The following is a 26,067-nucleotide window of genomic DNA, read 5'->3' on the forward strand; positions in this document are numbered from 1 at the left end:
GGGGTAAACTGTTGCGCCTGTCGTTACGAAAGCGACACGCATAATGAGAAGGAGAATACCCGCCATGAGTTTTGTTCTACAGTTTACAGATGGTCAGGAATTTCCCCACGCGCTGGGCAAAGTCATCTGCATCGGCCGTAATTATGCCGCACACGCGAAAGAATTAGATAATCCTATTCCCACTGAGCCTCTGCTGTTTATTAAGCCGTCGACCAGCGTGGTGGATTTAACCAAGCCGCTAGATCCGCCTTTTTCACGTGGCGACGTCCATTATGAAGCAGAGCTTGCGCTGCTGGTAGGCGAAACGTTAACCCATGCTACTCAAGATGAAGCCGAGCGCGCCATCGTGGGGATTGGTTTGGCGATGGACCTGACGCTGCGTGATGTTCAGGCAAAGCTTAAAGAGAAGGGGCATCCTTGGGAAATTGCCAAGGCCTTCGATGGCGCTTGCCCGCTGTCGCCTTTTTTGCCGCTAAGCCGCGTTCCCAACTGGAACGCGCTGCGATTTACGCTTGAAATTGACGGGGAAGAACGCCAGCACGGTGAAGGCGCCGATATGATTTTCGCCGTTCCCACGCTGGTTGCAGAAATGAGCCGTCACTTTACCCTAGAGCCAGGCGATGTCATTTTGACCGGCACGCCGTCAGGCGTCGGTGAGTTGGTGCGTGGCTCATCGTTGCGCTTTACGTTGACCGGTGGTTTGGAAATCGAAACCAGCGTTGTTGAGTAATCAGTGATTGAATAAACGCTACAGCTAAGCCCAATAGCAACGCCACCCTGGATTAGGGTGGCGTTGCTCGTTTGGAACGTTGTAAACCGCTTATTTACAGCGATCTATTCAAGATAGGTGTATCCCTCAAGGCCTTCGCTTAAGCTCGCCGCAAAGTGCGCCTGCTCATCGGCAGAAAAGCCGCTAGCTGCGAGCTGGTCGGTTAGCTTTTGCTTGAGCACATTGGCATTGAAGTTTACGTACGCCAGCACGTCTGCGACCGAGTCACCTGCCTGCGGGTTCGAAAGCATCCATTCGCCGTCTGCATTGAGCGCGGCATCGACAGAGTCGGTGTCGCCAAACAGGTTATGCAGGTCGCCGAGAATTTCCTGGTAGGCACCCACCAAGAAGAAACCAAGCCAGCGCTCGTCATCCGACGTCCACTCTGGCAGTGGCAGCGTGCTTTCTACCCCCTGGCCGTCAACGTAGCTGTCGATTCGGCCGTCGGAATCGCAGGTGATATCTTGAATGACGGCTCGGCGAGTGGGCGCTTGGTCCAGCCCGCTGAGGGGGAGCACCGGGAAAATCTGCTCAATGCCCCAAACATCAGGTACCGACTGGAAAAGCGAGAAGTTAACAAACAGCTTGTCGGCGAGCTTTTCCGCCAGCTCATCCATGATTTCGCGATGGGCGCGATTGCGGGTATCAAGCTGGGTACGCAGCCGCGCGCAGGCCGCCATGTAAACGCGTTCGCCTTCAGCGCGAGCGGTGATATTGCTTAGCCCCATCACAAAGCGATCCTGCAGTTCACTCACGGCTTGCAGCAGGTCATGCCATGCTTCGACCAGCATGCGCGGCTCTTGAGTGGTCGCTAACTGCTCGAACACTCGCCACAGTAGCTCTACTTGAGGATCTTCTTGGCTTTCCTCTGAGGCATGACGCTCCGGTAGCGTGTCGTCTATACGCTCTTCACCAATGACATTGGTGATAAGCACCGCGTGGTGGGCGGTTAGCGCACGGCCGGATTCACTGATCAGATGAGGCTGTGGCAGCCCCGACTCTTGGCAGAGCTGAGCAAAAGCACTCACCACGTTACGCGCGTATTCGCGCATCGAGTAGTTGGCCGAGCAGAAGCTGCGCGAGCGCGTGCCTTCGTAGTCGATGCCTAAGCCGCCGCCGACGTCCACGGTGTCGATGGGCGCACCTAGTTCCATCAGGTTTTGGTAGAAGCGCGCGCACTCGCGCAATCCGCGTTGAATATCACGAATATTGGCGATCTGAGAGCCCAGATGAAAGTGCACTAGCTGCAGGCTTTCCAGCGCATCCTGATGGCGTAAGGTGTCTACGACGTCAAGAATCTGGCTGGCGGTCAGTCCAAATTTTGACTTTTCACCGCCAGTGTTCTGCCATTTGCCTTTGCCAACGGAGGCTAGGCGTGCGCGCAGCCCGATACGGGGCGTCACCTCCAGCTCACGCGCCTCTTCTAAAATCAGCTGCAGCTCAGAAAGCTTTTCGACCACGAGATATACCTTATGGCCAAGCTTTTCACCCAGCAGCGCTAAACGTACATATTCGCGATCTTTGTAGCCGTTGCAGACAATCAGCGAGGAGCCACCGTCGGAAAGCGCCAGTACGGCTAGAAGCTCTGGTTTGCTGCCTGCCTCCAGCCCCACGCGGCCGTTACCGCGCTCGGCGGTGGCTAAAATTTCTTCGACCACACGACGCTGTTGGTTCACTTTAATAGGGTAAACCGCGGTATAGCCGCCCTGGTACTCGCAATCGCTCATCGCAGAATCAAACGCGCCGCAAAGCTGCTCAACGCGATCGTGAAGAATATCGCTAAAGCGCACCAGTACCGGCAGGCGCAGCCCGGCACTTTGCAGTTGGCGAACCAGTCCGCTCAATGGCAGGGCGGGGCCTTCTGCATCGCTACCCAGCGGGCGTACGAGGGCTTGGCCAGCGTCGTCGACATCAAAATAGCCGCTGCCCCATTGATCGATATTCCAGGTGCGCCGAGCGCGCAGCGCGGGGCTAGTAGTGGCCATCACACTCATCCAGAAACCTCAGGCAGCGGCAGTGCGCCATGGGCAATGCGCGCATGTAAAATAGTACGAAAACGCTCGGGATCATGAGGCGTCAAATCGTGGGCTGGTGGGTCAACGTAGACCACCAGTAAACGCGACAGCCAATAGCGCAGCGCTGTCATACGTAGCATGGTAGGCCATAGTTCTCGCTCCGCTGTGGTTAACGGGCGGCGCGCTTGATAGGCGTTCAATAAGGCATTGTAGCGCTCTGCGTTGAGCGTACCATCCTCGTTAGAGGCCCAGTCATTGATCACTATCGCAAGGTCAAACAGCAAGTCACCGGTACAACCGTTGTAAAAATCAATGATACCGCCAAGCTGGTCACCCTCAAAGAGCGTATTGTCGCGAAATAGATCACCATGCAGGGCGCCTTGAGGCAGCTCATCGTGCTGAATAAAGGCGCTCTCAAAATCGTCGACTTCATTTTTCATCAACGTTTGATCCGCAGGGCTTAAATAGCTCAGCACCTTGTGGTGCATCACCTGTAGCCAAGTCAGGTCGCGCGGGTTCGGGCGGTGACCGTGAAAGTGCTTTGACACCACGTGCAGGCGACCCAATGTATCGCCCAAGGCTTGGCATTGGGCTAGATTAGGCGCTTCTGGATGGCGGCCAGGCAGGCGCGGAAATAACAGGGCCGGTTTGCCTTCAAGGCAATGAAGGGCAATGCCTTCACGATCATGAATCGTACCAGGCACCGGTAAACGGTGTTCGTCTAAATAATCCAACAGTTCGACAAAAAATGGCAGCTCTTCATGCTCACCCTGTTCGAACAGAGTGAGCACCAGTTCGCGGCGCTCGGTGGTCACAAAAAACGTCGAGTTTTCAGTGCCGCCTGCCACGCCCTGTAAGGAAACGAAACTACCAACATCAAATTTTTCTAAAAACGCGGCGACCTGTGCGTCGCTAAGCGGGGTAAATACAGCCATGAGAGTCTCGCCCAGGTTGCTAAGCCCACTATTGTAGCGGCTTGAAAGCTCAGTTGGCAGCGTTGTTGTAACCGTTATAAATAGAGATGAGGTGGATTGGCTCTGCAGGTAGTCTGTGCAACGCGTATTATGGGGGGAATTCTTTTAGCAATTCTTTTTAACGCATTTTTTTAGCACTTTTTTCAATAATGGAACTTGGTTATGGCTCGCGCTCCGATCGTCCTTGTAGATGGCTCCTCGTATCTTTACCGTGCATTTCATGCGCTGCCGCCGCTAACGACCTCTAGTGGTCAGCCTACCGGGGCGGTGAAAGGTGTGTTGAACATGCTCAAGCGGCTGATCAAAGATTATCCGCAAAGCCCCATGGCAGTGGTGTTTGATGCCCCGGGTAAAACCTTCCGCGATGATATGTACAGCGACTATAAGGCTCATCGGCCACCAATGCCTGATGACCTGCGCAGTCAAATTGCCCCGTTGCACGCCTGTGTGAAGGCGTTGGGCTTGACGCTGCTGTGCATTGAAGGCGTGGAAGCAGACGATGTGATTGGTACCTTAGCTCACTATGCCACTCAGGCCGGGCGCGATGCGGTGATCTCCACGGGCGATAAGGACATGGCGCAGTTAGTGAATGCCCATATCACGCTGGTGAATACCATGAAGGATGAAACCCTGGACGAGTCAGGGGTAGAAGAGAAGTTCGGTTTGCCCCCTGCGCTGATTATCGATTTTCTCGCCCTGATGGGTGACAAGGTCGATAACATCCCCGGCGTACCCGGTGTGGGCGAAAAGACAGCGATTGGGCTACTGCAAGGTATGGGGGGCGGGCTTGAGACTATCTATGGTGATTTGGAACGCGTCAAAACGCTTACCTTCCGGGGCGCGAAAACCCTGCCCAAGAAGCTTGAAGAGCATCGCGATCAAGCGTTTCTCTCCTATCAGTTGGCCACCATTAAAATCGACTGCGATTTGCCGGTGGGCTTGGATGATCTGGATATTGCCCATCCTGACCGCGAAGCGCTGGTTGCGCTATATAAAGAGATGGAGTTCCGCCAATGGCTAGGTGAACTGCTGGACGGAAAAGACGAGGGTGTGGATGACGTTAAAGGTGGCGAACCTGTGTCCGCTAGTGCGGGGGAAGTGGATAGCGAGTCCGAGGTGTCACGCGCGTCTGTACAAGCATCTGTGCGTGAAGATCACATCATTCTGGAGCAGGCAGACTTCGAGCGCTGGCTTGAGCGGCTGCAAAATGCAGAGTGCTTCTGTTTTGATCTGGAAACCACCAGCCTCAACTATATGGATGCGGAAATTGTTGGCGTTGGGCTGGCACTGGCAGCGGGTGAGGCAGCCTATATCCCCCTTGCCCATGACTATCTGGATGCCCCCCAACAGCTTGATCGAAAAGCGGTATTGGCGGCGCTAAAACCGCTGCTGGAAGACCCGGAAAAGACCAAAATTGGCCAAAACCTCAAGTACGATATTTCGGTATTGGCCAACTACGCCATCTCTGTGGCAGGCCCTTTTTCCGATACCATGCTGGCTTCCTATGTGCTCAACTCCACCGCCACGCGCCATGATATGGATTCGCTGGCGCTGAAGTATTTAGGTGAAAAGACCATCTCGTTTGAAGAGATTGCCGGTAAAGGCGCTAAACAGCTGACCTTTAACCAAATTGCCTTGGAGCAGGCCGCGCCTTACGCCTGCGAAGATGTCGATATCACGTTAAGGCTTCAGGGGGCACTACGCCCTCAGGTCGAAAACGAAGGGCGCCTGGCAGCGGTGCTAGATCATATTGAGCTGCCGTTGATCAAAGTACTCTCTCGCATCGAGCGTAATGGCGTTGCCGTGGATGCTGAGCTACTGCACAAACAGAGCCAGCAGCTAGAAAAGCGTATTGGCGAGTTAGAGCGCGAAGCATTTGCGCTCGCCGGGCGTGAATTTAACCTGGGCTCCCCCAAGCAGCTGGGGCAGATTCTGTTTGAAGAGCAGAAAATTCCGGTGCTTAAGAAAACACCCAAAGGGGCACCTTCGACTGCTGAAGGTGTGTTGGAGGAGCTGGCGCTGGATTACCCGCTACCCAAGGTCATCATGCAACACCGAGGCTTGGCGAAGCTTAAATCCACCTACACGGATAAGCTGCCTCGCCTGCTCAATAAAGCCACCGGGCGAGTACATACTAGCTATCATCAGGCGGTTACCGCGACAGGGCGGTTATCATCGTCAGACCCCAATTTACAAAATATCCCCATTCGTACCGAAGAAGGTCGCAAAATCCGCCAGGCGTTCATTGCCCGGCCCGGCTATCGCATTGTGGCCGCCGACTACTCGCAAATTGAGCTGCGCATTATGGCGCACCTTTCAGAAGATAAAGGGTTGCTGGAAGCATTTGCTGAAGGGCGCGATATCCACACCGCCACGGCGGCGGAAGTTTTCGGTACCTCGCTTGAGAAAGTGTCCGGTGACCAGCGACGCAGCGCCAAGGCGATCAACTTCGGGCTGATCTATGGGATGAGTGCCTGGGGGCTTTCGCGCCAGCTGCACATTGATCGCAATCAGGCCCAAACCTACATTGATCGCTACTTCGACCGTTATCCTGGCGTGGCGCGTTACATGGAGCGCATTCGCGCCCAGGCGGCTGAAGATGGCTTTGTTGAAACCGTACTGGGTCGGCGGCTGTATCTCCCGGAGATTCATTCACAGAACCATAATCGCCGCCAAGGCGCTGAGCGCACCGCGATTAATGCGCCGATGCAGGGCACGGCTGCCGATATTATCAAGCAGGCCATGATTGATGTGGATGCGTGGTTAGCGGAAGGCGAGTTTGATGCGCTGATGGTGATGCAGGTGCACGATGAGCTTGTGTTTGAGGTGGCTGAGCAGCAGGTTGATACGTTTATCGAGCAGGTTCAAGCGCGCATGCAGGGCGCAGCCAAGCTAAAAGTGGCGCTGATTGTAGAAGCCGCAAGCGGCGCTAACTGGGATGAGGCACATTAAGTTGATGAGTATGTGATCTTAAACGCAACACTTCCGCAGCCTAGGCTGCGGAGGTGTTAGGTATAAACGTAATGTTTAGCGTTTAACGCCAGCCGACGCGATCAAAAATGCGGATGGCTTCTGGGTTGTTTTCACCCAGCACGCTCATGTTCAGGTCATCTTTTTTGAAGTCGCCCCATGATTCGAGCACCGGATCTTTTTTAACGCCTGCCACGACCGGGAATTCATAGTTCCGCTCGGCAAGCACTTCCTGAGCAGCATCAGAGGCGAGGAATTCTAAGAAGCGAATGCCATTTTCAGGATTCTGGGCATTGGCCACTAGGCCCGCACCGCCGACGTTAATGTGCGTTCCGCGATCGTTTTGATTAGGGAATATAACCCCTACTTTACGGGCGGCATCGCGCTCTGCTTCGTCATCGGAGTGGAGCAGGCGCACATAGTAATAGTGGTTAGCCACGGCGAGGGTACATTCGCCGCTGGCCACGCCTAGAATCTGGTCGGTATCACCGCCTTCAGGCGTACGCGCCATATTATTCACAACGCCCTGCGCCCACTCTTGCGCGCCTTCTGCACCGTGGTGTTCAATCATCGAGGCTAGCAGCGACTGGTTGTAAATATTGTTTGAAGAGCGGATGCACACTTGGCCTTCAAACTGCGGGTCAGCAAGGTCTTCGTAGCTTTCCAACTGGCTGGGGTCGAAGTTTTCACGATTGTATAAAATCACCCGTGCACGCTGGCTAAAGCCAAACCATAAGCCTTCAGGGTCACGCATTGACGCTGGGATACGCTCATTGAGCACGTCAGAATCAACGCTTTGGAAAAGTCCATCTTCCTCGGCGCGCCATAGGCGGCCGGCATCAACCGTCAACATTACGTCCGCAGGGCTGGCAATGCCTTCGCGCTGCATGCGTTCCATCAACTGATCGGAGTCACCTTCCAACACGTTTACGTCAATGCCGGTCTCATCAGTGAACGCCTTATAAAGAATTTCATCAGAATCGTAATGACGAGCGGAGTAAATGTTGACCGCGTCAGCAAGAGCGCTACTCGCAAAGACAGAGCCAGCCATGATGGCGGCTACGGAAGCCGTTAGGCGTACTTTTTTCATCACCAAGAATCCCAAATGTTTATGATAATAAGTTTCATTAGCGTCGGAGTGCATTGAAGCGCTTCTGTCTAACGCCGTCAAGAGAAATGCCAGTCACGCCTTGATTAAGGTGGAAGCGTGCATCTGGTTGTGATTGAAAATAGAATGCAAATAACTTTCAAATGTATTGAATCCGCGTTTAGGCATTTATCGGCGCGACGTGCTCACCTGTAAAGCGATGATTTATGACCGCAACTCTGAAGGTAATCCAGCCCGCGTCTAACTCAACAGCGTTAACCCTTCACAATGTGCGCCATGCTTACGATGGCCATACGGTTGTGAAAGGCGTTGACCTGAGCGTCGCGCCGGGTGAAGTGGTATGCCTTTTAGGTCCTTCTGGGTGCGGGAAAACCACGTTGCTACGTATTGCTGCGGGGCTTGAAGTATTGCAAGAGGGCAGCGTCACTTTAGACGATACCTATATTGCTATGCCGGGCCAGCGTCATCTGCCGCCGGAAAAGCGCAATGTAGGCTTGGCGTTTCAGGACTCGGCACTGTTTCCACACCTCAGCGTGCTGCAGAACGTGGCCTTTGGGCTGAAACATTTGGCGTCTCGACAGCGCCGTGAGCGAGCCACGCAGCTACTCGAACAGCTGGGTATGGCGAAGTATGTTGATGTCTATCCGCACATGCTTTCCGGCGGGCAGCAGCAGCGGGTAGCGCTGGCAAGGGCGCTGGCACCATCACCTCGCTTAATGCTATTGGATGAGCCATTTTCAAGTTTAGATGCGCGGCTAAGAGACCGTATTCGCGACGATACGCTGCATGTGTTGAAAAAAGTGGGCGCGGCCACGCTGCTGGTGACCCATGACCCCGAAGAAGCCATGTTTATGGCAGACCGTATCGCCTTGATGCGCGATGGTCAGATTGTGCAGACGGGGACGCCGCAAGCGCTTTATTGCACGCCTCAAGATCCGTTTGTGGTGACCTTTTTTGGTGATGTGAATGAGCTGCAGGGTAGAGTGCACAATGACTTCGTGAGTACGCCAGTAGGGCGGGTGCCTGCCAATGGGTTAGCTGAAGGCAGCGATGTACAGATCATGATACGCCCCGAGGCGTTGCACATTGTTGAGCGTAATCTTCCCGTTGAAGCACACCGCCATAGCCATGTGGTGATGTCGAAACTGTTGGGGCGAACGAGCCTCTTACACTTGTGCGCGCATGATGACAGCGGCCTTGAGGCACACCTTCACGCCAGAGTACCTGGGGTTTTTCTACCTGCGGAGGGGCAGCCGGTGGACATTCACCTCGATCTTTCTCAAGTATTTGTTTTCCCGCTCAAGGCTTAAAGCATCGCAATCAGTGCTTGGCGCCAGGACGTGAGCGGCGCATGGCCATGCTGAGCAGGATAACCGGCAGAATACCCACCACTACAATTGCCAGCGATGAAGTCGAGGCTTCGGCAAGTCGTTCGTCGGATGCTAGATTATGTGCCCTGACTGCCAGCGTATCAAAGTTGAAGGGACGTAGAATAATCGTCGCGGGCAGCTCCTTCATTACATCCACGAAGACTAAAATACCTGCCGCTAGCAGGCTGCTGCGCATCATTGGCGTATGGATATGCCGCAGCGTGCCGCCAGCCGTTTGGCCAAGGGTGCGTGAGGCGGCATCCATGCTCGGCGTGACCTTGCCCAGGCTCGCTTCAACCGCATTGAAGGAAACGGCCAAAAAGCGCACCACGTAGGCGTAAAGCAAGATAAACGCCGACCCGCTAAATACTAAGCCGATGATGTAACCATAGTGGCTGTGAAACCATGTATTAAGAGCGTTATCTAGCCAGGTAAAGGGAATCAAAATACCCACGGCAATGACGGAACCAGGAATCGCGTAGCCCATCGAGGCCACTCTGGACGCCACGCGTGCAAACGCCGTGTCGTGCATGCGCACGCCATAGCTCAGCACAACGGCTAAGCCTACGGCGATCAGTGCGGCCACTGTTGCCAGGCCTAGGCTATTCCAGGCGTAGCCGATAAAACGTGTGCCCCACTGAGAATCACCCCCGTTTAACGCTAAATTCAGCAAAATACCGCTGGGCAGAAAAAAGCCAACCAGTACGGGAAGCAGGCATGCCAGCGTCGCTCCCAGGGCTCCCCAGCCGCGCAGCGCGTATTCGGGCAGCTGCTGGTAGCGATTGGTGGTATGAAAATAGCGCCGCTTGCCCCGCGACCAGCGCTCCAGCAGCACCAGAACAATCACAAACGTCAGCAAGCAGGCCGCTAATTGAGCCGCGGCGACCTGTTCGCCCATGCCAAACCAGGTGCGGTAAATGCCGGTGGTAAAGGTATCGACACCAAAGAATTGGACCGCCCCGAATTCATTCAGCGTTTCCATTAGCACCAGTGATACCCCGCCCACTAGCGCCGGGCGTGCTAGCGGTACCGCGACGGTCGCAAACAGCTTCCACGGGCCGCGCCCTAGTGTGCGGCCCACATCCAATACGCATACCGATTGCTCTAAGAAAGAGGCGCGCGCCAACAGGTAGACGTAAGGGTAAAGCACCAGCGTAATCACCGTCGCCGCACCGCCTAGCGAGCGAACGTTGGGGAAGTAATAGTCGCCATATCCCCAGCCAAACATGTCGCGCAGCATGCTTTGTAAGGGGCCCGCAAACTGCAGGAAATCGGTATAGGCGTAGGCAATGACGTAGGTGGGTACGGCCAGAGGCAGCAGCAGCGCCCATTCAAACCAACGCTTGCCGGGGAAGCGGCACATAACCACCAGCCATGCCGTGCCTGTGCCGATGATTAACGTGCCCAGACCTACCGTCACCACCAGCCAAAAAGTGTTGTTGAGATAGCGGCCTAGCACGGTGCTGGCTAAGTGCTGCCAAACGCCATCGGTGGGCATCACGATATGAGCAAACACTACCAGTACTGGCAGCGCAACGACGAAGGCAACGGCGATCAGTGCTATCGACCAAGGAGTGGCGCGATGGCTAAGCGAAGAGGAAAAAGCGAATAGCCCGCGATAGCCGGATCTGAACAAGCGCACACTCCTTGCAGTAGCAGTATTAGTCCAGTACCCGCCTAATGCGAATCACTGACGGCTGTGAATAGTAGCACTAGCCGTTAGCGGCTGCAGCGTTACCACCTACCCTTGACGCAAAAAAGCCCGCCGAAGCGGGCTCTTAAATGCACGTTTGTTAACGGGCAGGCTAGTACCCCAGCATCATGCTAGGCAGCCCGGTAATCAGCCAAGGGAAGAATGACATGAGTAAACAGGCCAAGAGAATCAGCGCGACGAAGGGCACAACCGCTTTATACAGATCGACGATTTCTACCCCAGGCGGTGCGACGCCTTTTAAATAGAACAGCGCATAGCCAAAGGGCGGGGTGAGGAACGAGGTCTGGAGTACGACCGCCACCATTACCACAAACCACAGCATATCCACGCCCATTGCGTCGACAATGGGTAGCATGATCGGGAAGCTCAGCAGCACAATCCCAGTCCAGTCCAAGAACATGCCCAAAATAAATACCAGGAACAGCATAAGAATGAGCGCGCCAACGGTGCCGCCAGGCATCGCCATGACTAAATCGCTGATCACTGTCATGCCACCACCGCGGGAGAACACGCCCGTAAAGGCCGTAGCACCCACCAGCACCAGCATCACCATGGTGGTGGTTTTTCCGGCTTCCACCATGGTCCAGAAGCAGGTGGATATTTTGCGATCACCGAAGATCAAAAACAGAATGAAGGCGATGAACACACCGATTGCCGACGCCTCTGTGGCCGTGGCAATGCCGGTAAAGAGAGCGCCGAGCACCCCAAGAATCAATGACATCGGCGGCACTACGTACTTTGCCAACATGATAAGCAGCTGTTTTGTGCTGACTGCTGCGCGCTCTTCTGCCGGTACTTTAGGGCCATAGTGCGGCTTGAAATAGCAGATGATCAGCACGTAAAGTGCATACATCACCCCCAGTAATAAGCCGGGAATTAGCGCGCCCGCGAACAGTGCGCCCACCGAGACCGGTGAGTAGCTCGCCATTAAAATCAGCATGATGCTAGGTGGAATTAATATACCTAAGCAGCCGCTGGCCATAATAACGCCCGCGCTAAGTTCTTTGTTGTAGCCATACTTCAGCATGGGCACCAAGGCGATCATGCCCATTACCGCAATAGAGGCGCCAACAATCCCGGTGGTCGCTGCGAGCAAAACCGACACAATGACCACGGTTAGCGCTAAGCCGCCGCGCAGGTTTGCGAGCAGCAGGCGCATGGCGTCAAACATTTTCTCGGTGACGCCCGAGTCGTTTAAAAACCTCGCCATCAAAATAAACAGCGGTATCGCCACCAGCACATAGTTGTCCATGGCGTTACCGAAGATATTGTTGATTAGAGTGCCAAGTATGCGTTCACCCGGGCCCAAAAAAGCGCCAATAACGGCCACGCCACCAAGCACGAACGCTAGTGGATGACCCATAAATAGCCCGACCAGCAGGCCGCCAAACATCACCAGCGTGAGTAATTCAGGGCTTAAGTTCATGCTGATGTCTCCTCGCGAAGTTGCATGATGGCACGCAGCACAATGGCAATCGCCTGCAGCAGAATGAGCACGGCGGCCACCACAATCACCCCTTTGATCGGATAGACGGGAATTGAGATCATGCCATACGTGGTTTCACCGCGGCTCCAAGCGCGTTCAAAGAAGCTCCAGCCCAGCGTGATCAGCATCCAGCTAAAAGGCACAAAGAAAATCAGATAGCCCAGTACTTCAAGTGCCGCCTGCTTCTTACGCGACAGCAGACGCTTTAAAACGTCAACTTCAACATGTGCATGATGGCGTAGCCCATAGGCTGCCATCAGCATAAAGTGGGCACCAAATAGCATCTTGGTAACGTCAAACGCCCAGTCGCTGGGCCGACCAAACAGAAAGCGTGAGGCAATATCGTAAAGAACGATGAGGGTAATGATGGCAATCAGCGGTGCGATGATGCGCCCAAACGCCTCGTTGATGGCATCGATCGCCTTGGCAATCGCATTCATGGAAGATCTCCGCAGTCAGCACAAAAAAACCGCCTCAGCAAAACCGAGGCGGTGCATAAGCGCCTTATAGGCAGGCTTCGATTTCTTCCAATGACGGGAGGTTATCCATCACTCGGCTCATGTTGAAGGGTGCCGACACGTCGCGCCACGTGGCGTAGTGCTGAAGGTAAGCAATCATGGATTGGTATACTTTGGCGTGATCAGAATTCTCGCACGCACCGCGTACAATAACCTCGTTGGTAATTTCTTGAATGCGCGCTAAGTCTTCTTCAGAGAACTGGTTAATCGTCACGCCCGCATCAATAAATTTCTGCGTGGCTTCGGTTGACTGGCGCTCAGACCAAGCAAGTGACCATGCCATGGTGGCATCTGCAGCAATGCGCAGCTTCTCTTGCGTGTCTTCTGAAAGCGCGTCCCAGGCATCTTTATTGATCATTACGCCAAACACGCTAGCGGACTGGTGCCAGCCTGGCGTTGCCCAGTAGTCAGCAACTTCTGCAAAGCCAGCCTTAAAATCAACGCCCGGGGTCGAGAACTCGCCAGCATCAATGACGCCACGCTCGATGGCTTGATACACTTCGCCACCGGCAAGCGTGACTTGTGAACCCCCCAGCTCTTCTAGTACGCGGCCCTGGTCGCGACCCGATAGACGCAGGCGCTTGCCTTCAAGGTCAGCGATACTTTCGATTGGCGTGCGGCCCATAAAGCCGGATTCGTTGTTAGTAATGCCGTAGGGCAGATAGATCATATTGAACTGGCCATAGATCTCTTCGTATAACTCGCGGCCGCCCCACTGCTGAATCCAGTTAAGGTAATCAACGCCATTAAACAGACTGGTCGTCGTCGCCAGCGGCGAGAAAGCTGGGTTTAAGCCTGCCCAGTAGCCCGGCCAGTCGCCCGCCGCTTCAATGCTGCCTGTTTCAGTGGCATCAAATACTTCGGTGCCGGGCATTAATGTACCGCCCGCGCGGAAGTTGATTTGCAGTTCGTCACCTGCCAACTGATTGACCAGCTCGGCCCAGTGCTGGTCAATCTTGATCAAATCAAGGTTTTCCGGCCAGGTAGAGGTCATCGTCCACTCTTCTTGTGCTTGGGCGGTGGTGGTGAAAGCAGCGAAAGCGATACCGGCAGCAAGGCCGCTGAGGGCAAATTTTGTGGTTTTTTTCATGATGTATTTCCTGGTTTGGCGTATGGCGTTATTAGTGTTTGTTACCTGGATGCAGGAAAGTGCAGCGTAGCAAAGGTTACGTTTACGTAAACAAGGAGATTTTAGCGCTGCAACGCTAAACTAGCACACTCACCCCGCTGCAATGCAATATCAGTTAATTAAGAGGTTTCGATTGATTCTTGTACTAATAAAATAGCTAAGCATCTGTTAAATAATGAATTACCTTTTTTTTTAAGTTGCCCTGGCAAGGGTTAAGTAGCGAGTCAGCGTTGAAATGAGCCGAATCATGCAACCAAAGTTGTAAGTCAGAGCCCCGCCATGAGAGGCTCGGCGACGGGTTTGACGGGGTGACGCTATGGGAAGCGATGGCGGCAAATAGAAAAGGGAATAACGGTGGGTGCAGAAACACAGGCAGATAGTCGCGCGTTAGATGGCCAGCAGCTACGCAAAGTGGCTACGTTAGTTCATCACGCCCGGCGTTTAGCCCACAGGCATTGGCGTCAGTTGGTCTGGTTAAGCGGCGATGCCCAGCAGTGTCGGCGTCTCGCGCAGGCGCTGTGGCAAGCCCACCCTTGGCAAGCGCCGGTGTGGGTAGGTAGCGACAAAGAGACGAACCAATGTGGGTCGTCTGCTTTTTCGCCGGTACTCTCTCCTCGCAAAGCGCGCATGCGACTGGGAGCTGAGCATCAGTTAGTCGTGCTTGATACTCATGGCACCGGCTTTGATCCTGAGGCGCTGGGAGCTCTGTCTGGAACCCTCACCGCCGGTGGTTTGCTGGTGCTGATCACGCCACAGCCATGGGGGCAGGCACCCGACCCAGACTACGCCCGCTTCGCGGACCATCCGCTGCGCTGGGAAGATCTCAGCTGTCATTATCTTGCGCGATTAGCACGCCAGCTGCAGGCCTCTGATCAGATCGTGCGCTGGCGTGCGGGCGGCGAGCTGCATTTGCCCCGTTTACCCGCACGTAACGTTTATGGCAATGAGCATAGCCACAATGATGCTAATAATGGCTGCCTCAGTGGCGATAGCGACTGCTTGACGGCTGATCAGGCGCAGGCTGTTAGGGCGTTAGTCGGCCTGAAACGCCGCCGACCGCTGGTGATGACCGCTGACCGAGGGCGTGGGAAAAGCGCGGCGCTGGGGATTGCCTGCGCTAGGCTGCTCGCTCATAAGCCTCGTACGGTCGTGCTCACCGCGCCGCGCCTTAGCTCGGTCGAGAGCGTGTTTGAACGCGTAGTGGCTCTTTGCCCGGGCGGCAGTCGCGTTGCCCCGGGTCACTTTGTGCTACCTCAGGGCAGCGAGTTGCTTTATCTAGCGCCGGATGTGTTAACCGAGCAGATCAATGCGCAGCAGCAGGGCGGCGATGGCAGCTATTTGCTAGTAGATGAGGCGGCGGCCATTCCTGCTGCTTTGCTGGGCCAGTGGCTCGACGCTTTTCCACGGATTGCGTTTGCGACCACGGTGCATGGCTACGAGGGTTCTGGGCGCGGCTTCGCGCTGCGCTTTCGGGCCACGCTAGACCGGCTGACGCCACAGTGGAAAGCGCTCATGCTTAAGGCTCCTATTCGCTGGCGTATCAACGATCCGCTGGAGGATTTGGTCAATCGACTGCTGCTGTTAAAAGCGCCGCTGCCTATCGCACAGGCGCAAGAAAGCGCTGAAATAACCACGGTTGTTGATCGCGACGCGCTTGCTCAGCAAGACGCTAGGCTGGAAAAACTGTTTGGGCTGCTGGTGCAGTCGCACTATCGCACGTCGCCTAACGACCTGCGTCAACTGCTTGATGGTCCGGGTGTTGAGCTGCGTACTCTCGAACAGGCTAGCGAGCCGCAGGCTGTCTTGGTTACTCGCGATGAGGGCGGTTTTGAGGCGGAACTTGCTGACCAGGTCGCCCGCGGCCAGCGTCGGCCGCAGGGGCATCTGTTAGCTCAGTCGCTCGCTACTCACACGGGTAGCCGCGCGGCGCTGACCGCTCGCTGGCGCCGGGTGGTCCGTATCGCCACTCATCCCGAACGGCGTCGCCAAGGGTTGGGGCATGCGCTGTTACAGGCAGATATGAACGCCGCGAGACAGCAAGGCGTGGCGCTGTATGGGGCCACTTTTGGCGCGGAGGCATCGCTGTTGCAATTTTGGCTGGCGCAAGGTTTCATCCCGGTACGCTTAGGTATTAGCCGCGAGACCTCGACCGGTGAGTTTGCCGTGATGGTCGCAAAAGCGCTGAGTGAGCAGGGAGAGGATGTGCTGGTTGATCTTGGCGAGCGCTTCCAGGCAGCGCTTTTAGGTCTGTTGGCGTTTGAACTTAACACGCTGCCCGCATCAATGGTTGCGCTGCTGCTCGCTGAATTGCCTGGCGCTGCGCTGAGTGCGCGTGATTGGCAAGATATAGACGATGTGGCCTTGGCTCATCGCGATCCTGTGCTTGCACGAGCGGCGCTACAGGCCCTGGCACGCGAAGCCAGTCGCTGCGTTTTAACGGATTCGCAGCAGCTCGCGCACCACCAATTGGCCGCATGGGCATTTCAAAACCGACCGCTGGCGAAGGCTCATGGCGAGGCAGTTCAAGCCTTACGCATCGCTGTGCATACACTCATTGAACCGGTAAAGTAGGCCGGTTGCCTATAACGAAGAGTCACCATGAACGCACATCTTGAAGCACTGGCGCCCACTATCGTTTGGCGCCACTTTCGAACGCTTTGTAATACGCCGCGCCCCTCGGGGCATGAAGCGGCGCTTGTCGCCATTCTTGAGGCTTGGGCCGATGCGCAAGGCTTTGCCCATGACCGTGACACCTTTGGTAATTTACGCATACGTAAAGCCGCTTCTGCAGGCTGCGAACAGGCGCCCGGCGTAGTGCTTCAGGGCCACCTGGATATGGTGGCGCAAGCGAATAGCGACCATGCGCATGACTTTACTCGCGACCCAATCAGCACCTATGTTGCCGACGGCTGGCTGCACGCTGATGGCACCACTTTAGGCGCTGATAACGGTATGGGCGTGGCGGCGATTCTGGCCGTACTAGAAGACCCCGATTTACGCCATGGGCCGCTGGAAGCCCTGTTCACTTTGGAAGAAGAAACCTCCATGGGCGGGGCGTTGAATCTAGCCGAGAATTGGTTAGAGGGTTCGCTACTGCTCAACCTGGACAGCGAAGATCGCGGCCAGGTCTATATTGGCTGTGCTGGCGGGGCTGACGTTGAAGTGGATGCTCAGCTACCCAGCGCTGCCGTGAATGATCATGAGCAAGTGATTAGCATTGCGCTTACCGGTTTAAAAGGTGGCCATTCCGGCATTGATATCCATAAACCGCTGGGCAACGCTAACCGTCTATTAATCAGAGTATTGCGCTCTCTAGAGTCGTTTGATGCACGGCTGATAAGCTATCACGGCGGCACTTTGCGCAATGCGATCCCTCGCGAAGCGTTTGCCCAGGTAGCGCTGCCTGGCGATGAAGTTGATGCGGCCATGGTCGCTATCGCCGGGCTGGAAACTATTCTGCTGAGAGAGCTGGGGAGTGGTGACAGCGGCCTTAAAATCAGCGCCCAGCGCGTAACGGAAATACCCGCTGCAGAGCCGTTAACCTTAGATGCTAGCTTAATGCTGCTGGCCGCGCTGCATGCCGCTCCCTGTGGGGTTGAGCGAATGAGTGCCGATGTGCCAGGCGTGGTAGAAACCTCCAATAATCTTGGCGTGTTAAGCCTGGAAAACGGCCGGCTACACCTCTGTGCATTGGTGCGTTCACTGCACGACAGCGCAGTCATTGCCATGGGCGACCGTTTTCATGCGCTGTTTGGGCTCATTGGGGCGCGGGTGAAAGTTGAAAATGGCTATCCCGGCTGGGCGCCTAATCCAGATGGCGGGCTGTTGGCGACGTTCAACGCACGCCATTTGGCACTGCTGGGCCGCGAGCCAGAGGTAAAGGTAGTTCACGCAGGTCTCGAATGCGGCATTTTGGGCAGCAAGTACCCGCATCTAGATATGATCTCGTTTGGACCGCTGATTCGCGGTGCTCACTCACCGGATGAGCGGGTAGAGCTTGCGTCAGTGGAAGAGTTCTGGCTGATGCTGCGGGCGTTGATTGAGGATCTTGCCGAAGCTAAATAACGCGCTGAAGCGTATAAAGATGGCCTATTTCAAGCCCTTGGTGCTGTTTATCCCAAGGGCTTGAAACGTTAGAGGCCGATGTCGCTATCATTAAAGGACGCTATGCCTGCTTACCAAGCACTGATTGAGATGGCTGGCTATTGCTACCGCGCCGTGCCACATAGGGCAGCAGGCTAAGTAGCCCAAGAACGGCCAGCAGAGTGCCGACCCCAAGCGGTGAAAGCAGGCCATAGCCTGCGCTGATGCCGAGACCACCTAGCCAAACGCCCATTCCCAAGCCAATATTGATGACCGATGCATGCACCGTGTTGACCAGCGTGCCCGGCCGGGCCGTTCTCATCACCCTTGCCACCATGGCAGGGTTCATTGTGACACCCACCAGCCCGATTAAAATGACCATCATAATACTGGCCGTGGCGCTTTGCGCTAGCAGCGAAAACGCCACCAGTGCCGTGATCAGCAGCAATAGCCCGCAAACCATTACCGAATACGTGTGCTTATCCGCGTAGCGACCCACCACTGCATTGCCGACGATATTAGCGACGCCATACATGCCAAGCAGCCAAGGAATGGCCGTTATGGAAAACCCCGTTACTTCTGTCAGGATTGGTGTGAAATAGCTGAAAGCTGCGAATGTCGCGCCGATAATGAAGGCGCTGGTGGCATAGGCAGACCACAAGTGGCCATTCTTAAACTCGGCCAACTCCTTGCTCAGCCCAATGGGGGCTGACGATTTAGATAGCGGCACTCGAATGCTAATGGCAACGGCACATAGCGCCGTGAGCGCCACCACGAGCCAGAAACTGGCGCGCCAGCCTACATTCTGATCAATCAGTGTGGCGATAGGTACGCCCAGCGCTGCCGCTAGCATTAACCCGCCCAACACGATTGAAGCAGCGCGTCCGCGTGCCTCGACAGCGACGACCTCTGCACAGATGGATAACGCGGTGCCGATACAGGCTGATGCCGCCACGCCTGTCGCGATGCGCGCTAATGTCATGATCGTATAGCTGTCTGTCGACGCGGCAATAGACTGCGCGGCGGCGTACAGCGCTAGCAGCCAAAGTAGCGCCGATTTGTTGGGCACACGAAGTTTGAGCAGGCCAGCGGTTAGCAGTGGCCCGCCAATCACCATGCCAAAGGCATACATTGAGATGAGCGAGCCGACCTGCTCTAGCGAAATATCAAACGCTGCTGCCAGCGATGGCATCATACCCGCGACCATGAATTCCGATGTGGTCAATGAGAAGATAGTTAGCCCAAGAATATAAACAATGAGGGGCATGAAAGTTTCCTGCCGTGTCACGGGCGTTAAAAGTGAGTCGCTAAAGCGCTGACTCAATATTGCTTGCTTAGAAACATAAAAACGGCACCCTTAGTGGGTGCCGTTTGACGTGCCTATTGTTAGGCGGTTATTGAACCACTTATTTACTCAAGTAAGCATTCAGCATCCAAATGGTTTTTTCCTGCTCACGGATGTAATCACCGGCTTGAGAGGCCGTGCCTTCATCGTCGGCGTCCGACGCTAGGGCCAGTAGTTCACGCTGCAGTTCAATGAGCGTTTGGTAGCCTTTCAGAACACCTTTGACGCAGGTTTTGCCGTCGTGAACATCCTTTTCTTCCTGAATGTTCGAAAGCTTTATGTAGTCGCTGTAGGCGTGTACTGGCTTGTGGCCTAGAGTCAAAATCCGCTCGGCGACTTCATCGACCTTGGTCAGTAGATCGGTGTAATACTCTTCAAATTTGACGTGGAGTTCGAAGAAGTCACTGCCCCTGATGTTCCAGTGATAGCCACGTACGTTCATGTAAAAAATCTGATAGTTGGCCAGCAGATGATTAAGCTTTTCGGCGAGCTGGCTAGCGCTGCCTTCGTGTAGGCCGATGCTATTGGTATCTGTCATATCCTGCTCCCTATCGGTGCCGCCTGCGCGGCGATTAATGCGTGATATGCAGCATAGAGCGTATTGGACGCGATGCAAAACAGGTTTTATGTATCGCTGCCATAGCGCCACGACATTACGTCTGTGTCGGCTGCCTGTGACTGATTACTAAATGCTGGCAGCCATTGATTTTTTCAAGGCCTGAGGAGAAACATTCGCTATCGCTGGGAGGCTGTCCATAGCCGTAGCAGGCTTTCGCAGCGTGCCTCAAGCAGCTCGGCGGTGCGTGGCAGAGCATCTTTTAATGCCATGGGGCCATCGGCTAACGCAAATGCCGCGGTCACGCCTTCATCAAAGCAGGCTTCCCAGCCATCGCCGAGGCTGCCTGCGAGCACAATCACCGGTTTATTGGCACGCTGGGCGGCGCGAGACACGCCAATGGGTGTTTTGCCCGCTAGGCTTTGGCCATCCAGGCGGCCTTCACCGGTAATTACCAAGTCTGCACGGGCTAGCCGCTCCGCCATGCCGGCCTGCTGCATAATCATTTCAATGCCGGGTTTTAGAGTGGCGTTCAAAAACGCCTTTGCAGCAAACCCCATGCCGCCGGCTGCTCCTGCACCGGGCAGCGTCCGATGATCGCAGCCCAGCGTTTGCGCACTGATGTCCGCAAAGTGGCTAAGCGCTTGATCGAGTTGCTCGACTTGCTGCAAAGACGCGCCTTTTTGCGGGCCGAACACCGCACTAGCCCCGCGTTTCCCCAGCAGCGGATTATCCACATCAACCGCCGCTTCTAATGTGAGGCTGGCGAGGCGATGGTCGACCCCCTCAAGTTCTAAACGATTTAACTGGCTAAGCGCCACCCCGCCGGGGGGCAACGGTTTACCCTGCTGGTCGAGCAGCTGGGCGCCCAGCGCCTGCAGCATGCCGGCACCACCGTCGTTGGTGGCGCTGCCGCCGAGTAGCAATAGTGCCTTTTCCGCGCCTTGGTCAAGCGCTGCGAGTAGCAGCTCACCGACGCCAAACGTCGAGGTCGTTAAGGCGTTGCGCTCCTCTGCAATGAGGTGTTGTAAGCCGCTGGCTTCTGCCAGTTCGATAAACGCGGTACGCTGGTCGCTTAGCCAGCCCCACGTTGCTTGGCGCGGACGCCCTAGAGCGTCTTGAACGCTCAGCTGGCGCCGTTCTGCGCCGGTGGCATCGATCAGTGCATCTAGGCTGCCTTCGCCGCCGTCAGCCAAGGGGCAGGTCTGAACGTGTGCATCAGGTACCGCGCGTTTTACACCCCGGGCCATGGCTTCAGCGGCCGCCTGGGCGCTCAGCGCATCTTTGAAACTGTCAGGGCAAAGCAATATATTCATTGGTACGGACTCCGCAAAACGTTCTTATCAAAATATTGTCATCATAATACAGCCATTGTTGGCGAGCTCAGCGCGCTAATCAGCGGTAAACCAGCGGCCTCGTCCGTTAGAGGGTCTAACATGAAGTCGATACCGATAAGCTTAACCTGTCTGCTGACACTGGCTGGCTGCCAGGCGGTTCCTGATCGTTTGCCACAAGCCGAGCCTGCCCCCGCCGCCGCTTGTTATTTTCCCACCTCAGCAGAGGGCGCGCTTAAAGCCAGCGTGGATGTGCTAATCGAAGAAGGATTTACACTAAGCTCCACCGATACCACATTAGGTCTGATTAGCGCCAGTCGTGAGCGTGCGCTGCAGGGGTATTATGATCCTTACGACAACGCCTACGGCTATGGGCGGGGAATGCGGGTATTTGGCGGATTGGGGTTTGGGCGGGGCGGATCCGGTGTAGGTATCGGGCTCGGCGGAATTGGTTTTGGCGGCGGGGTAGGCCAGCAGCCGGTTGAAGTGGAGCGTGTCTCGTTGCTGGTGAGCGATGCCCATATACGCATATCCCGAGATATTCGCCGCTTTGATCACGTAGGTGATTTACGTGAATCCTATAGCGCCAGTAACGACGATTTCTGCCGACGCTTTCAAACCAGTTTTGAACAACGCGTGCCGGTAACGAGGACACCGCTATGATGATTCGCCATTGGCTGCTGGTAAGTCTGCTGGGCGGGCTGGCGGGCTGTGCAACGACGGCACCGCTTGAAAATCGCGAGCTTTTCTATGCCACTGCGCCTGAAGAGACCTTTCGCGAAGCGGTAGAACTCATGGTGGAGCAGGGCTACGTCGTTCGTCATGCGGACATTTCACTGGGGCGAGCGGAGGCATCGCTTGCTCGTTGGCCTGAATATCGTTTGCAGCTGCAGGTCAGTGAGGAGCGCAGCGGTAGTCGGGTGAGTGTTTCCGCGCTGCGGGGTAATCAGCCGCTGCCTCCCTACGTATTAGACCCATGGCTTGTATCCTTACAGAGCAAACTAGGCGTTGCGCCATGAGGCTGGCGCACGCTGCTATGGCATTAGGAATGGGGGTGAGTGGCTTGTCTGTCAGCGCGGAGGCACTCGCGCACCCGCATGGCTGGATTGATCTGAGCGTTCAGGTCATGACAGATGATCAGGGCGTCGCTAGTGGTTTATATCAAACGTGGCGAATGGATCCATTTTACAGTCTGGTTGTCTTTGAAGAGCTTCAGCAGGTAGAAAATGCAAGCCTTGAACAGGGGCTTGATCAGCTGGGAAAAGAAATTCGCGACAATCTCTCTGGCGAGCACTACCTCACCGAGATAAGCATTAACGGTGAGCGTCAGGCGCTGGGCGAGGTGAGCGAATATACCGCTATGGAACGCGATGGCCGGTTAGTTTTCATGTTTATTCTGCCGCTGGAAACGCCTCAATCCCTGACCGATTCAACCCTTACGTACCAAGTGTTTGACCCCACCTACTACATCGAAGTAGTGCATGAGGCGGACGATAATCAGCCCACCGATGATGCACTAGTCCTCCAGGGGGGGCCTGCCTGTGAGCTGAGCATTCTGCCCGCTAACCCTGATCCCGAACTGGTGATGCAAGCCGCACTGCTTGATAAAGGCGAAAGCGGTGAACCAGGGCTGGGACGCTATTTTGCGGAAACGGGCAGCGTTGATTGTACGGGTCGCTAAGAATGTTGTTTTTCACAAAATCCCGGCTGACAATTGATCGTGATGTGTTACTTTATAACTTTTAGCGGCGAGACATTACGATGCCCTTAGCACGGCCTTTAACGCGATCCTTCACACGCCATTCTGGCTTACTACTTTGCTTTCTGCTGGTGGGCGCAGCGCTGACCCTTATCGTTTGGACTGGTGCGCTACAGGGCGTGAGCTATCAATTGTTGGCCTGGCAGCGAAGTTTGCATCGTTCGCTCACGATGGCGATTACCGAACTGTCAGGCGCGCCCACGCTGATGACATGGGTGAGCCTGCTGAGCATTAGCTTTGTTTATGGTGTTTTTCATGCCGCTGGGCCAGGGCATGGTAAAGCCGTGCTGGCGACCTATTTAGCCACTCATGGCGGCGCGGTGAAGCGTGCGCTAGGGCTCTCTTTTGCAGCCTCCTTACTCCAGGGGCTGACCGCCATTATGCTGGTGGTAGTGCTGGTGTACGGCTTGGGCTGGGTAACGCGCCAAGCGATGGGCAGCGTAGTGTGGGTTGAACAGGCAAGCTTTCTACTCGTAGCCGCCCTGGGTGTATGGCTATGTTGGCGAGCCATCAAGCAGCTTCGGCGTGCTTATAAGCCTGTCGTCGCGGCGCATAGTCACAGCCATCAGCACAATCACAGCCATAGGCATGATCACAATCATGAGTCCCATGTTAGCCATGACAACCACTGCTGCGGCGGAGCCCATCATATTGAGCCCCAGCAAGTATTGGACTGGCGTACGGCGCTGATGACGGTGGGGGCCATTGGTATGCGCCCCTGTAGTGGCGCAGTGCTGATGGTCGGCGCTGCTAGTTTGCTAGGCCAATTCTACGTGGGCGTTGCGTCAGTGGTCGCGATGTCGGTTGGCACGGGCCTCACTGTTTCAGCGCTTGCAGTCGCCAGCATTGTGGCACGCGGATGGGCGCAGCGGCGCTTGGCTACGCAGCAGCATAGCGAGCGTCGCGTTCAAAAAGCCGCTGGTTGGCTGGCCTTAGCCGGCGGGGCGTTCATCGTCTTGCTAGGGGGTTCACTCAGCGTTGCGGGAATAGTCGAGCCTGTCGGCGGGCCGCTGCTTAACGAGCCGCCCGCCCGAGTGGGCCACCCTCTTAGCGGGTAAGCGCTGACGAAACATCTAGCGTTTGAATGTGTGCAAGCAACTGGTCACGCATGTGAGCCTGGCCTGCTAAGTCATAAGGTTCCGGCGTGCCGTTGCCCCAAACGGGCGCAGGCCAGGTAGCATCGCCATGTTGACGTATGACGACATGCACGTGCAGTTGGCTCACGACGTTGCCAAGCGAGGCAATATTAAGTTTGTCGCCTCCCAGCGCTACCTTCATTGCTTCGCCTAGCTGGGTTGCCTCACGCCATAGCTGCTGTTGATCCGCCGCGGGCAGTTCAAGTATCTCGCTGATCGCTGGGTGGCGCGGTACCAGAATGACCCATGGGTAGCGCGCATCATTCATTAGCAGTACGCGGCAAAGAGGCAGATCCGCCACGGGGAATGTGTCGCTGGCAAGGCGTTCATCAAGCGTGAAATCGTTCAAGTAATAGGCTCCCGTATACTTACTAGGTGTTTATTAGCATAGCAGCCACGGCGTGGCGTAGGGAAAACAAGCGCAATTGCGAAAACGCTGTTACCCTAAAAAAACTCCCAGGCGGTGAGTCGCATTGCCAGTGGAGTTCCCCCCGATGTTGAATGACTCGTTAAGGAGAACGTAAATGAAAAAATTATTGGCCATGAGCTTTATGCTGCTGATGACGGCAGGTGTTCTGTCCGGTTGTAACACTATTTCTGGCGCTGGTCAGGATGTGCAAGAAGGCGGTAAAGCCGTCCAAGATGCAGCTGAATAATTAGTTAAGGCTGGATTAGAGATAACGCTAGTATTCCCACGGGCTAGGCTAATGCCTAGCCCGTTCGGGTTCATTAGCTCATTTTTTCATTACGTTTTGGAGACTCAAGGATGAAGCCTCGCTTTACCCTGTCTAAAGTTGTGGCCATGGGCGCCTTCACTATGCTGCTAACGGCGTGCGTTAGTTCTCAAATGCCGATTTCACCGGCTAACGATGATGTAGATGCCGCGCCGCCCCCGCCAACGGTCACTTCCAGTAATGCCGCTCAAGAGCAGGCCTCAACCTGTGATTTAGAGGCTATCAACGATGCGATAGGTGAGTCATTCGATGAAGCTGGGGTGTCCCAGCTGCAAAGCGAAAGCGGCGCCAGCCAGGTGCGTGTCTTGCGTCCAAACGATATGGCGACCATGGACCATCGTCCTAATCGTTTGAATATTCATCTTGATGATCAAGATGTTATTGCCGATGTGCGCTGCGGCTAAGACGCTTGACGCTTTAACCCATGCAGCGTTAGCGTAAAATCAGTACAACGCAGGCGGCGGTCAGCGCGCCCATCGTTATATTGAACGAACGCCATGCGCGGTCGCTTTTGATCCACTGCCCAATGGCACTGCCAAAAGCGGCCCATAGTGCAATGCAGGGTAGGCCCACCAATTCCGCAAAGCCGGCAAGCATCAGCGCGTTAAGCACCGGAGGGCCGCTTTCCGGCAGAAAGCCCGCCATCAAAGCAAGCCCCATCACCCACGCTTTAGGGTTAGCAAACTGAAACGTCGCCGCCTGCCAAAATGTAAACGGCACGCTATGTTCTTGGGCCTTAAGATTGGGTGGCGGTGCGGTGGCAATCTTCCACGCCAAATAGAGCAAATACAGGCTGCCGAGCCAGCGCAAGGCGAGCTGGAGCGATGGATAGCGCTCAAACAGCACACCTAAGCCCAGCGCAATGCCCGCGAACAGTACAAAGCAGCCACCCAAAATCCCCCACATATGCGGCAGCGTACGCCGAAAACCGAAGTTAGCCCCAGACGCCGTGAGCATGATGTTGTTTGGGCCAGGCGTTAGCGTCATCGACATCATATAGAGTGCGGCAGGGCCCAGAATTAACCATTCACTGTTCATTTTTTGTATCCATACAATGTGCGCTTTAA

General features: G+C 55.4%; 23 protein-coding genes. 11 read left to right on the forward strand and 12 right to left on the reverse strand.

What is annotated here, in order from left to right:
• The first annotated feature begins 64 nt into the window (after positions 1-64).
• Positions 65-730: a fumarylacetoacetate hydrolase family protein gene (locus CIK78_RS05730; RefSeq protein WP_096278074.1), complete on the forward strand. Its 666-nt coding sequence runs from the start codon at positions 65-67 to the stop codon at positions 728-730.
• A gap of 104 nt (positions 731-834) precedes the next feature.
• Here the strand turns inward: CIK78_RS05730 and speA are convergent, their stop codons facing one another.
• Positions 835-2,763, reverse strand: coding sequence for a biosynthetic arginine decarboxylase (gene speA / locus CIK78_RS05735; protein ID WP_096278076.1), 1,929 nt, complete (start codon positions 2,761-2,763; stop codon positions 835-837).
• Positions 2,760-3,719, reverse strand: coding sequence for a homoserine kinase (locus tag CIK78_RS05740; RefSeq protein ID WP_096278079.1), 960 nt, complete (start codon positions 3,717-3,719; stop codon positions 2,760-2,762). The genes speA and CIK78_RS05740 overlap by 4 nt, the downstream gene beginning before the upstream one ends.
• Before the next feature lie 201 nt (positions 3,720-3,920).
• Here CIK78_RS05740 and polA point away from each other — a divergent pair, with 201 nt between their 5' ends.
• On the forward strand, positions 3,921-6,710 hold the full coding sequence (gene polA / locus CIK78_RS05745; protein WP_096278081.1) for a DNA polymerase I: 2,790 nt from the start codon (positions 3,921-3,923) through the stop codon (positions 6,708-6,710).
• Positions 6,711-6,792: 82 nt separating this feature from the next.
• Here polA and CIK78_RS05750 read toward each other — a convergent pair whose 3' ends face one another.
• A complete protein-coding gene (locus CIK78_RS05750) occupies positions 6,793-7,818 on the reverse strand; it encodes a Fe(3+) ABC transporter substrate-binding protein (protein ID WP_096282280.1) in 1,026 nt (341 codons plus the stop codon).
• A 224-nt stretch (positions 7,819-8,042) separates the two neighbouring features.
• Between CIK78_RS05750 and CIK78_RS05755 the strand changes: the two genes are divergently transcribed.
• The gene (locus tag CIK78_RS05755; RefSeq protein ID WP_096278084.1) at positions 8,043-9,146 is read left to right on the forward strand and encodes an ABC transporter ATP-binding protein; all 1,104 of its coding nucleotides are present in this window, start codon (positions 8,043-8,045) and stop codon (positions 9,144-9,146) included.
• 10 nt (positions 9,147-9,156) lie between these two features.
• On the opposite strand, the gene CIK78_RS05760 is transcribed toward CIK78_RS05755, so the two are convergent.
• From CIK78_RS05760 to dctP, 4 genes are all read right to left on the reverse strand, one after another.
• Entirely contained in the window at positions 9,157-10,842 is a 1,686-nt protein-coding gene (locus CIK78_RS05760) for an iron ABC transporter permease (protein WP_096278086.1), read from the reverse strand.
• Between the two features lie 169 nt (positions 10,843-11,011).
• On the reverse strand, positions 11,012-12,346 hold the full coding sequence (locus CIK78_RS05765; protein ID WP_096278088.1) for a TRAP transporter large permease subunit: 1,335 nt from the start codon (positions 12,344-12,346) through the stop codon (positions 11,012-11,014).
• Entirely contained in the window at positions 12,343-12,846 is a 504-nt protein-coding gene (locus CIK78_RS05770) for a TRAP transporter small permease subunit (RefSeq protein WP_096278090.1), read from the reverse strand. The genes CIK78_RS05765 and CIK78_RS05770 overlap by 4 nt, the downstream gene beginning before the upstream one ends.
• A 64-nt stretch (positions 12,847-12,910) precedes the next feature.
• The gene (gene dctP / locus CIK78_RS05775; protein ID WP_096278092.1) at positions 12,911-14,014 is read right to left on the reverse strand and encodes a TRAP transporter substrate-binding protein DctP; all 1,104 of its coding nucleotides are present in this window, start codon (positions 14,012-14,014) and stop codon (positions 12,911-12,913) included.
• Positions 14,015-14,407: 393 nt separating this feature from the next.
• Between dctP and CIK78_RS05780 the strand changes: the two genes are divergently transcribed.
• Both CIK78_RS05780 and pepD read left to right on the forward strand, forming a co-directional pair.
• The gene (locus CIK78_RS05780; protein ID WP_255249089.1) at positions 14,408-16,624 is read left to right on the forward strand and encodes a GNAT family N-acetyltransferase; all 2,217 of its coding nucleotides are present in this window, start codon (positions 14,408-14,410) and stop codon (positions 16,622-16,624) included.
• A 27-nt stretch (positions 16,625-16,651) separates the two neighbouring features.
• On the forward strand, positions 16,652-18,118 hold the full coding sequence (gene pepD / locus CIK78_RS05785) for a beta-Ala-His dipeptidase (RefSeq protein ID WP_096278094.1): 1,467 nt from the start codon (positions 16,652-16,654) through the stop codon (positions 18,116-18,118).
• A 100-nt stretch (positions 18,119-18,218) separates the two neighbouring features.
• Here the strand turns inward: pepD and CIK78_RS05790 are convergent, their stop codons facing one another.
• The 3 genes from CIK78_RS05790 to CIK78_RS05800 all read right to left on the reverse strand — a co-directional run bounded on the left by CIK78_RS05790 (position 18,219) and on the right by CIK78_RS05800 (position 21,353).
• Entirely contained in the window at positions 18,219-19,403 is a 1,185-nt protein-coding gene (locus CIK78_RS05790; protein ID WP_096278096.1) for an MFS transporter, read from the reverse strand.
• A gap of 139 nt (positions 19,404-19,542) precedes the next feature.
• Entirely contained in the window at positions 19,543-20,019 is a 477-nt protein-coding gene (locus CIK78_RS05795; RefSeq protein WP_096278099.1) for a Dps family protein, read from the reverse strand.
• 197 nt (positions 20,020-20,216) lie between these two features.
• Positions 20,217-21,353: a glycerate kinase gene (locus CIK78_RS05800; protein WP_096278101.1), complete on the reverse strand. Its 1,137-nt coding sequence runs from the start codon at positions 21,351-21,353 to the stop codon at positions 20,217-20,219.
• A 120-nt stretch (positions 21,354-21,473) separates the two neighbouring features.
• Between CIK78_RS05800 and CIK78_RS05805 the strand changes: the two genes are divergently transcribed.
• The 4 genes from CIK78_RS05805 (at position 21,474) to CIK78_RS05820 (ending at position 24,188) form a co-directional block, all read left to right on the forward strand.
• Positions 21,474-22,034 carry a hypothetical protein gene (locus tag CIK78_RS05805; RefSeq protein ID WP_096278103.1) on the forward strand — a complete coding sequence of 187 codons (561 nt, stop codon included), beginning with the start codon at positions 21,474-21,476 and terminating at the stop codon, positions 22,032-22,034.
• Complete coding sequence (locus tag CIK78_RS05810) at positions 22,031-22,390, forward strand: hypothetical protein (protein WP_096278105.1); 360 nt, start codon at positions 22,031-22,033, stop codon at positions 22,388-22,390. The genes CIK78_RS05805 and CIK78_RS05810 overlap by 4 nt, the downstream gene beginning before the upstream one ends.
• Positions 22,387-23,052 (forward strand): DUF1007 family protein, encoded by a 666-nt coding sequence (locus CIK78_RS05815; RefSeq protein WP_096278107.1) that lies wholly within the window; start codon positions 22,387-22,389, stop codon positions 23,050-23,052. Before CIK78_RS05810 ends, CIK78_RS05815 begins: the two co-directional genes overlap by 4 nt.
• 80 nt (positions 23,053-23,132) lie before the next feature.
• Positions 23,133-24,188, forward strand: a complete 1,056-nt coding sequence (locus CIK78_RS05820) for a nickel/cobalt transporter (protein WP_096278109.1) — start codon at positions 23,133-23,135, stop codon at positions 24,186-24,188.
• Here CIK78_RS05820 and CIK78_RS05825 read toward each other — a convergent pair.
• Positions 24,178-24,615, reverse strand: a complete 438-nt coding sequence (locus CIK78_RS05825) for an HIT domain-containing protein (RefSeq protein WP_096278111.1) — start codon at positions 24,613-24,615, stop codon at positions 24,178-24,180. The genes CIK78_RS05820 and CIK78_RS05825 overlap by 11 nt on opposite strands.
• A 175-nt stretch (positions 24,616-24,790) precedes the next feature.
• On the opposite strand from CIK78_RS05825, the gene CIK78_RS05830 reads away from it, so the two are divergent.
• Positions 24,791-24,922, forward strand: coding sequence for an entericidin A/B family lipoprotein (locus CIK78_RS05830; protein WP_096278113.1), 132 nt, complete (start codon positions 24,791-24,793; stop codon positions 24,920-24,922).
• A 110-nt stretch (positions 24,923-25,032) separates the two neighbouring features.
• Complete coding sequence (locus tag CIK78_RS05835; protein WP_225734463.1) at positions 25,033-25,404, forward strand: I78 family peptidase inhibitor; 372 nt, start codon at positions 25,033-25,035, stop codon at positions 25,402-25,404.
• A gap of 28 nt (positions 25,405-25,432) precedes the next feature.
• Here the strand turns inward: CIK78_RS05835 and CIK78_RS05840 are convergent, their stop codons facing one another.
• On the reverse strand, positions 25,433-26,038 hold the full coding sequence (locus CIK78_RS05840; protein WP_096278115.1) for a LysE family translocator: 606 nt from the start codon (positions 26,036-26,038) through the stop codon (positions 25,433-25,435).
• Between the last annotated feature and the right edge of the window lie 29 nt (positions 26,039-26,067).

This window comes from Halomonas sp. JB37, from assembly GCF_002332255.1.
Lineage (GTDB): Bacteria > Pseudomonadota > Gammaproteobacteria > Pseudomonadales > Halomonadaceae > Vreelandella > Vreelandella casei.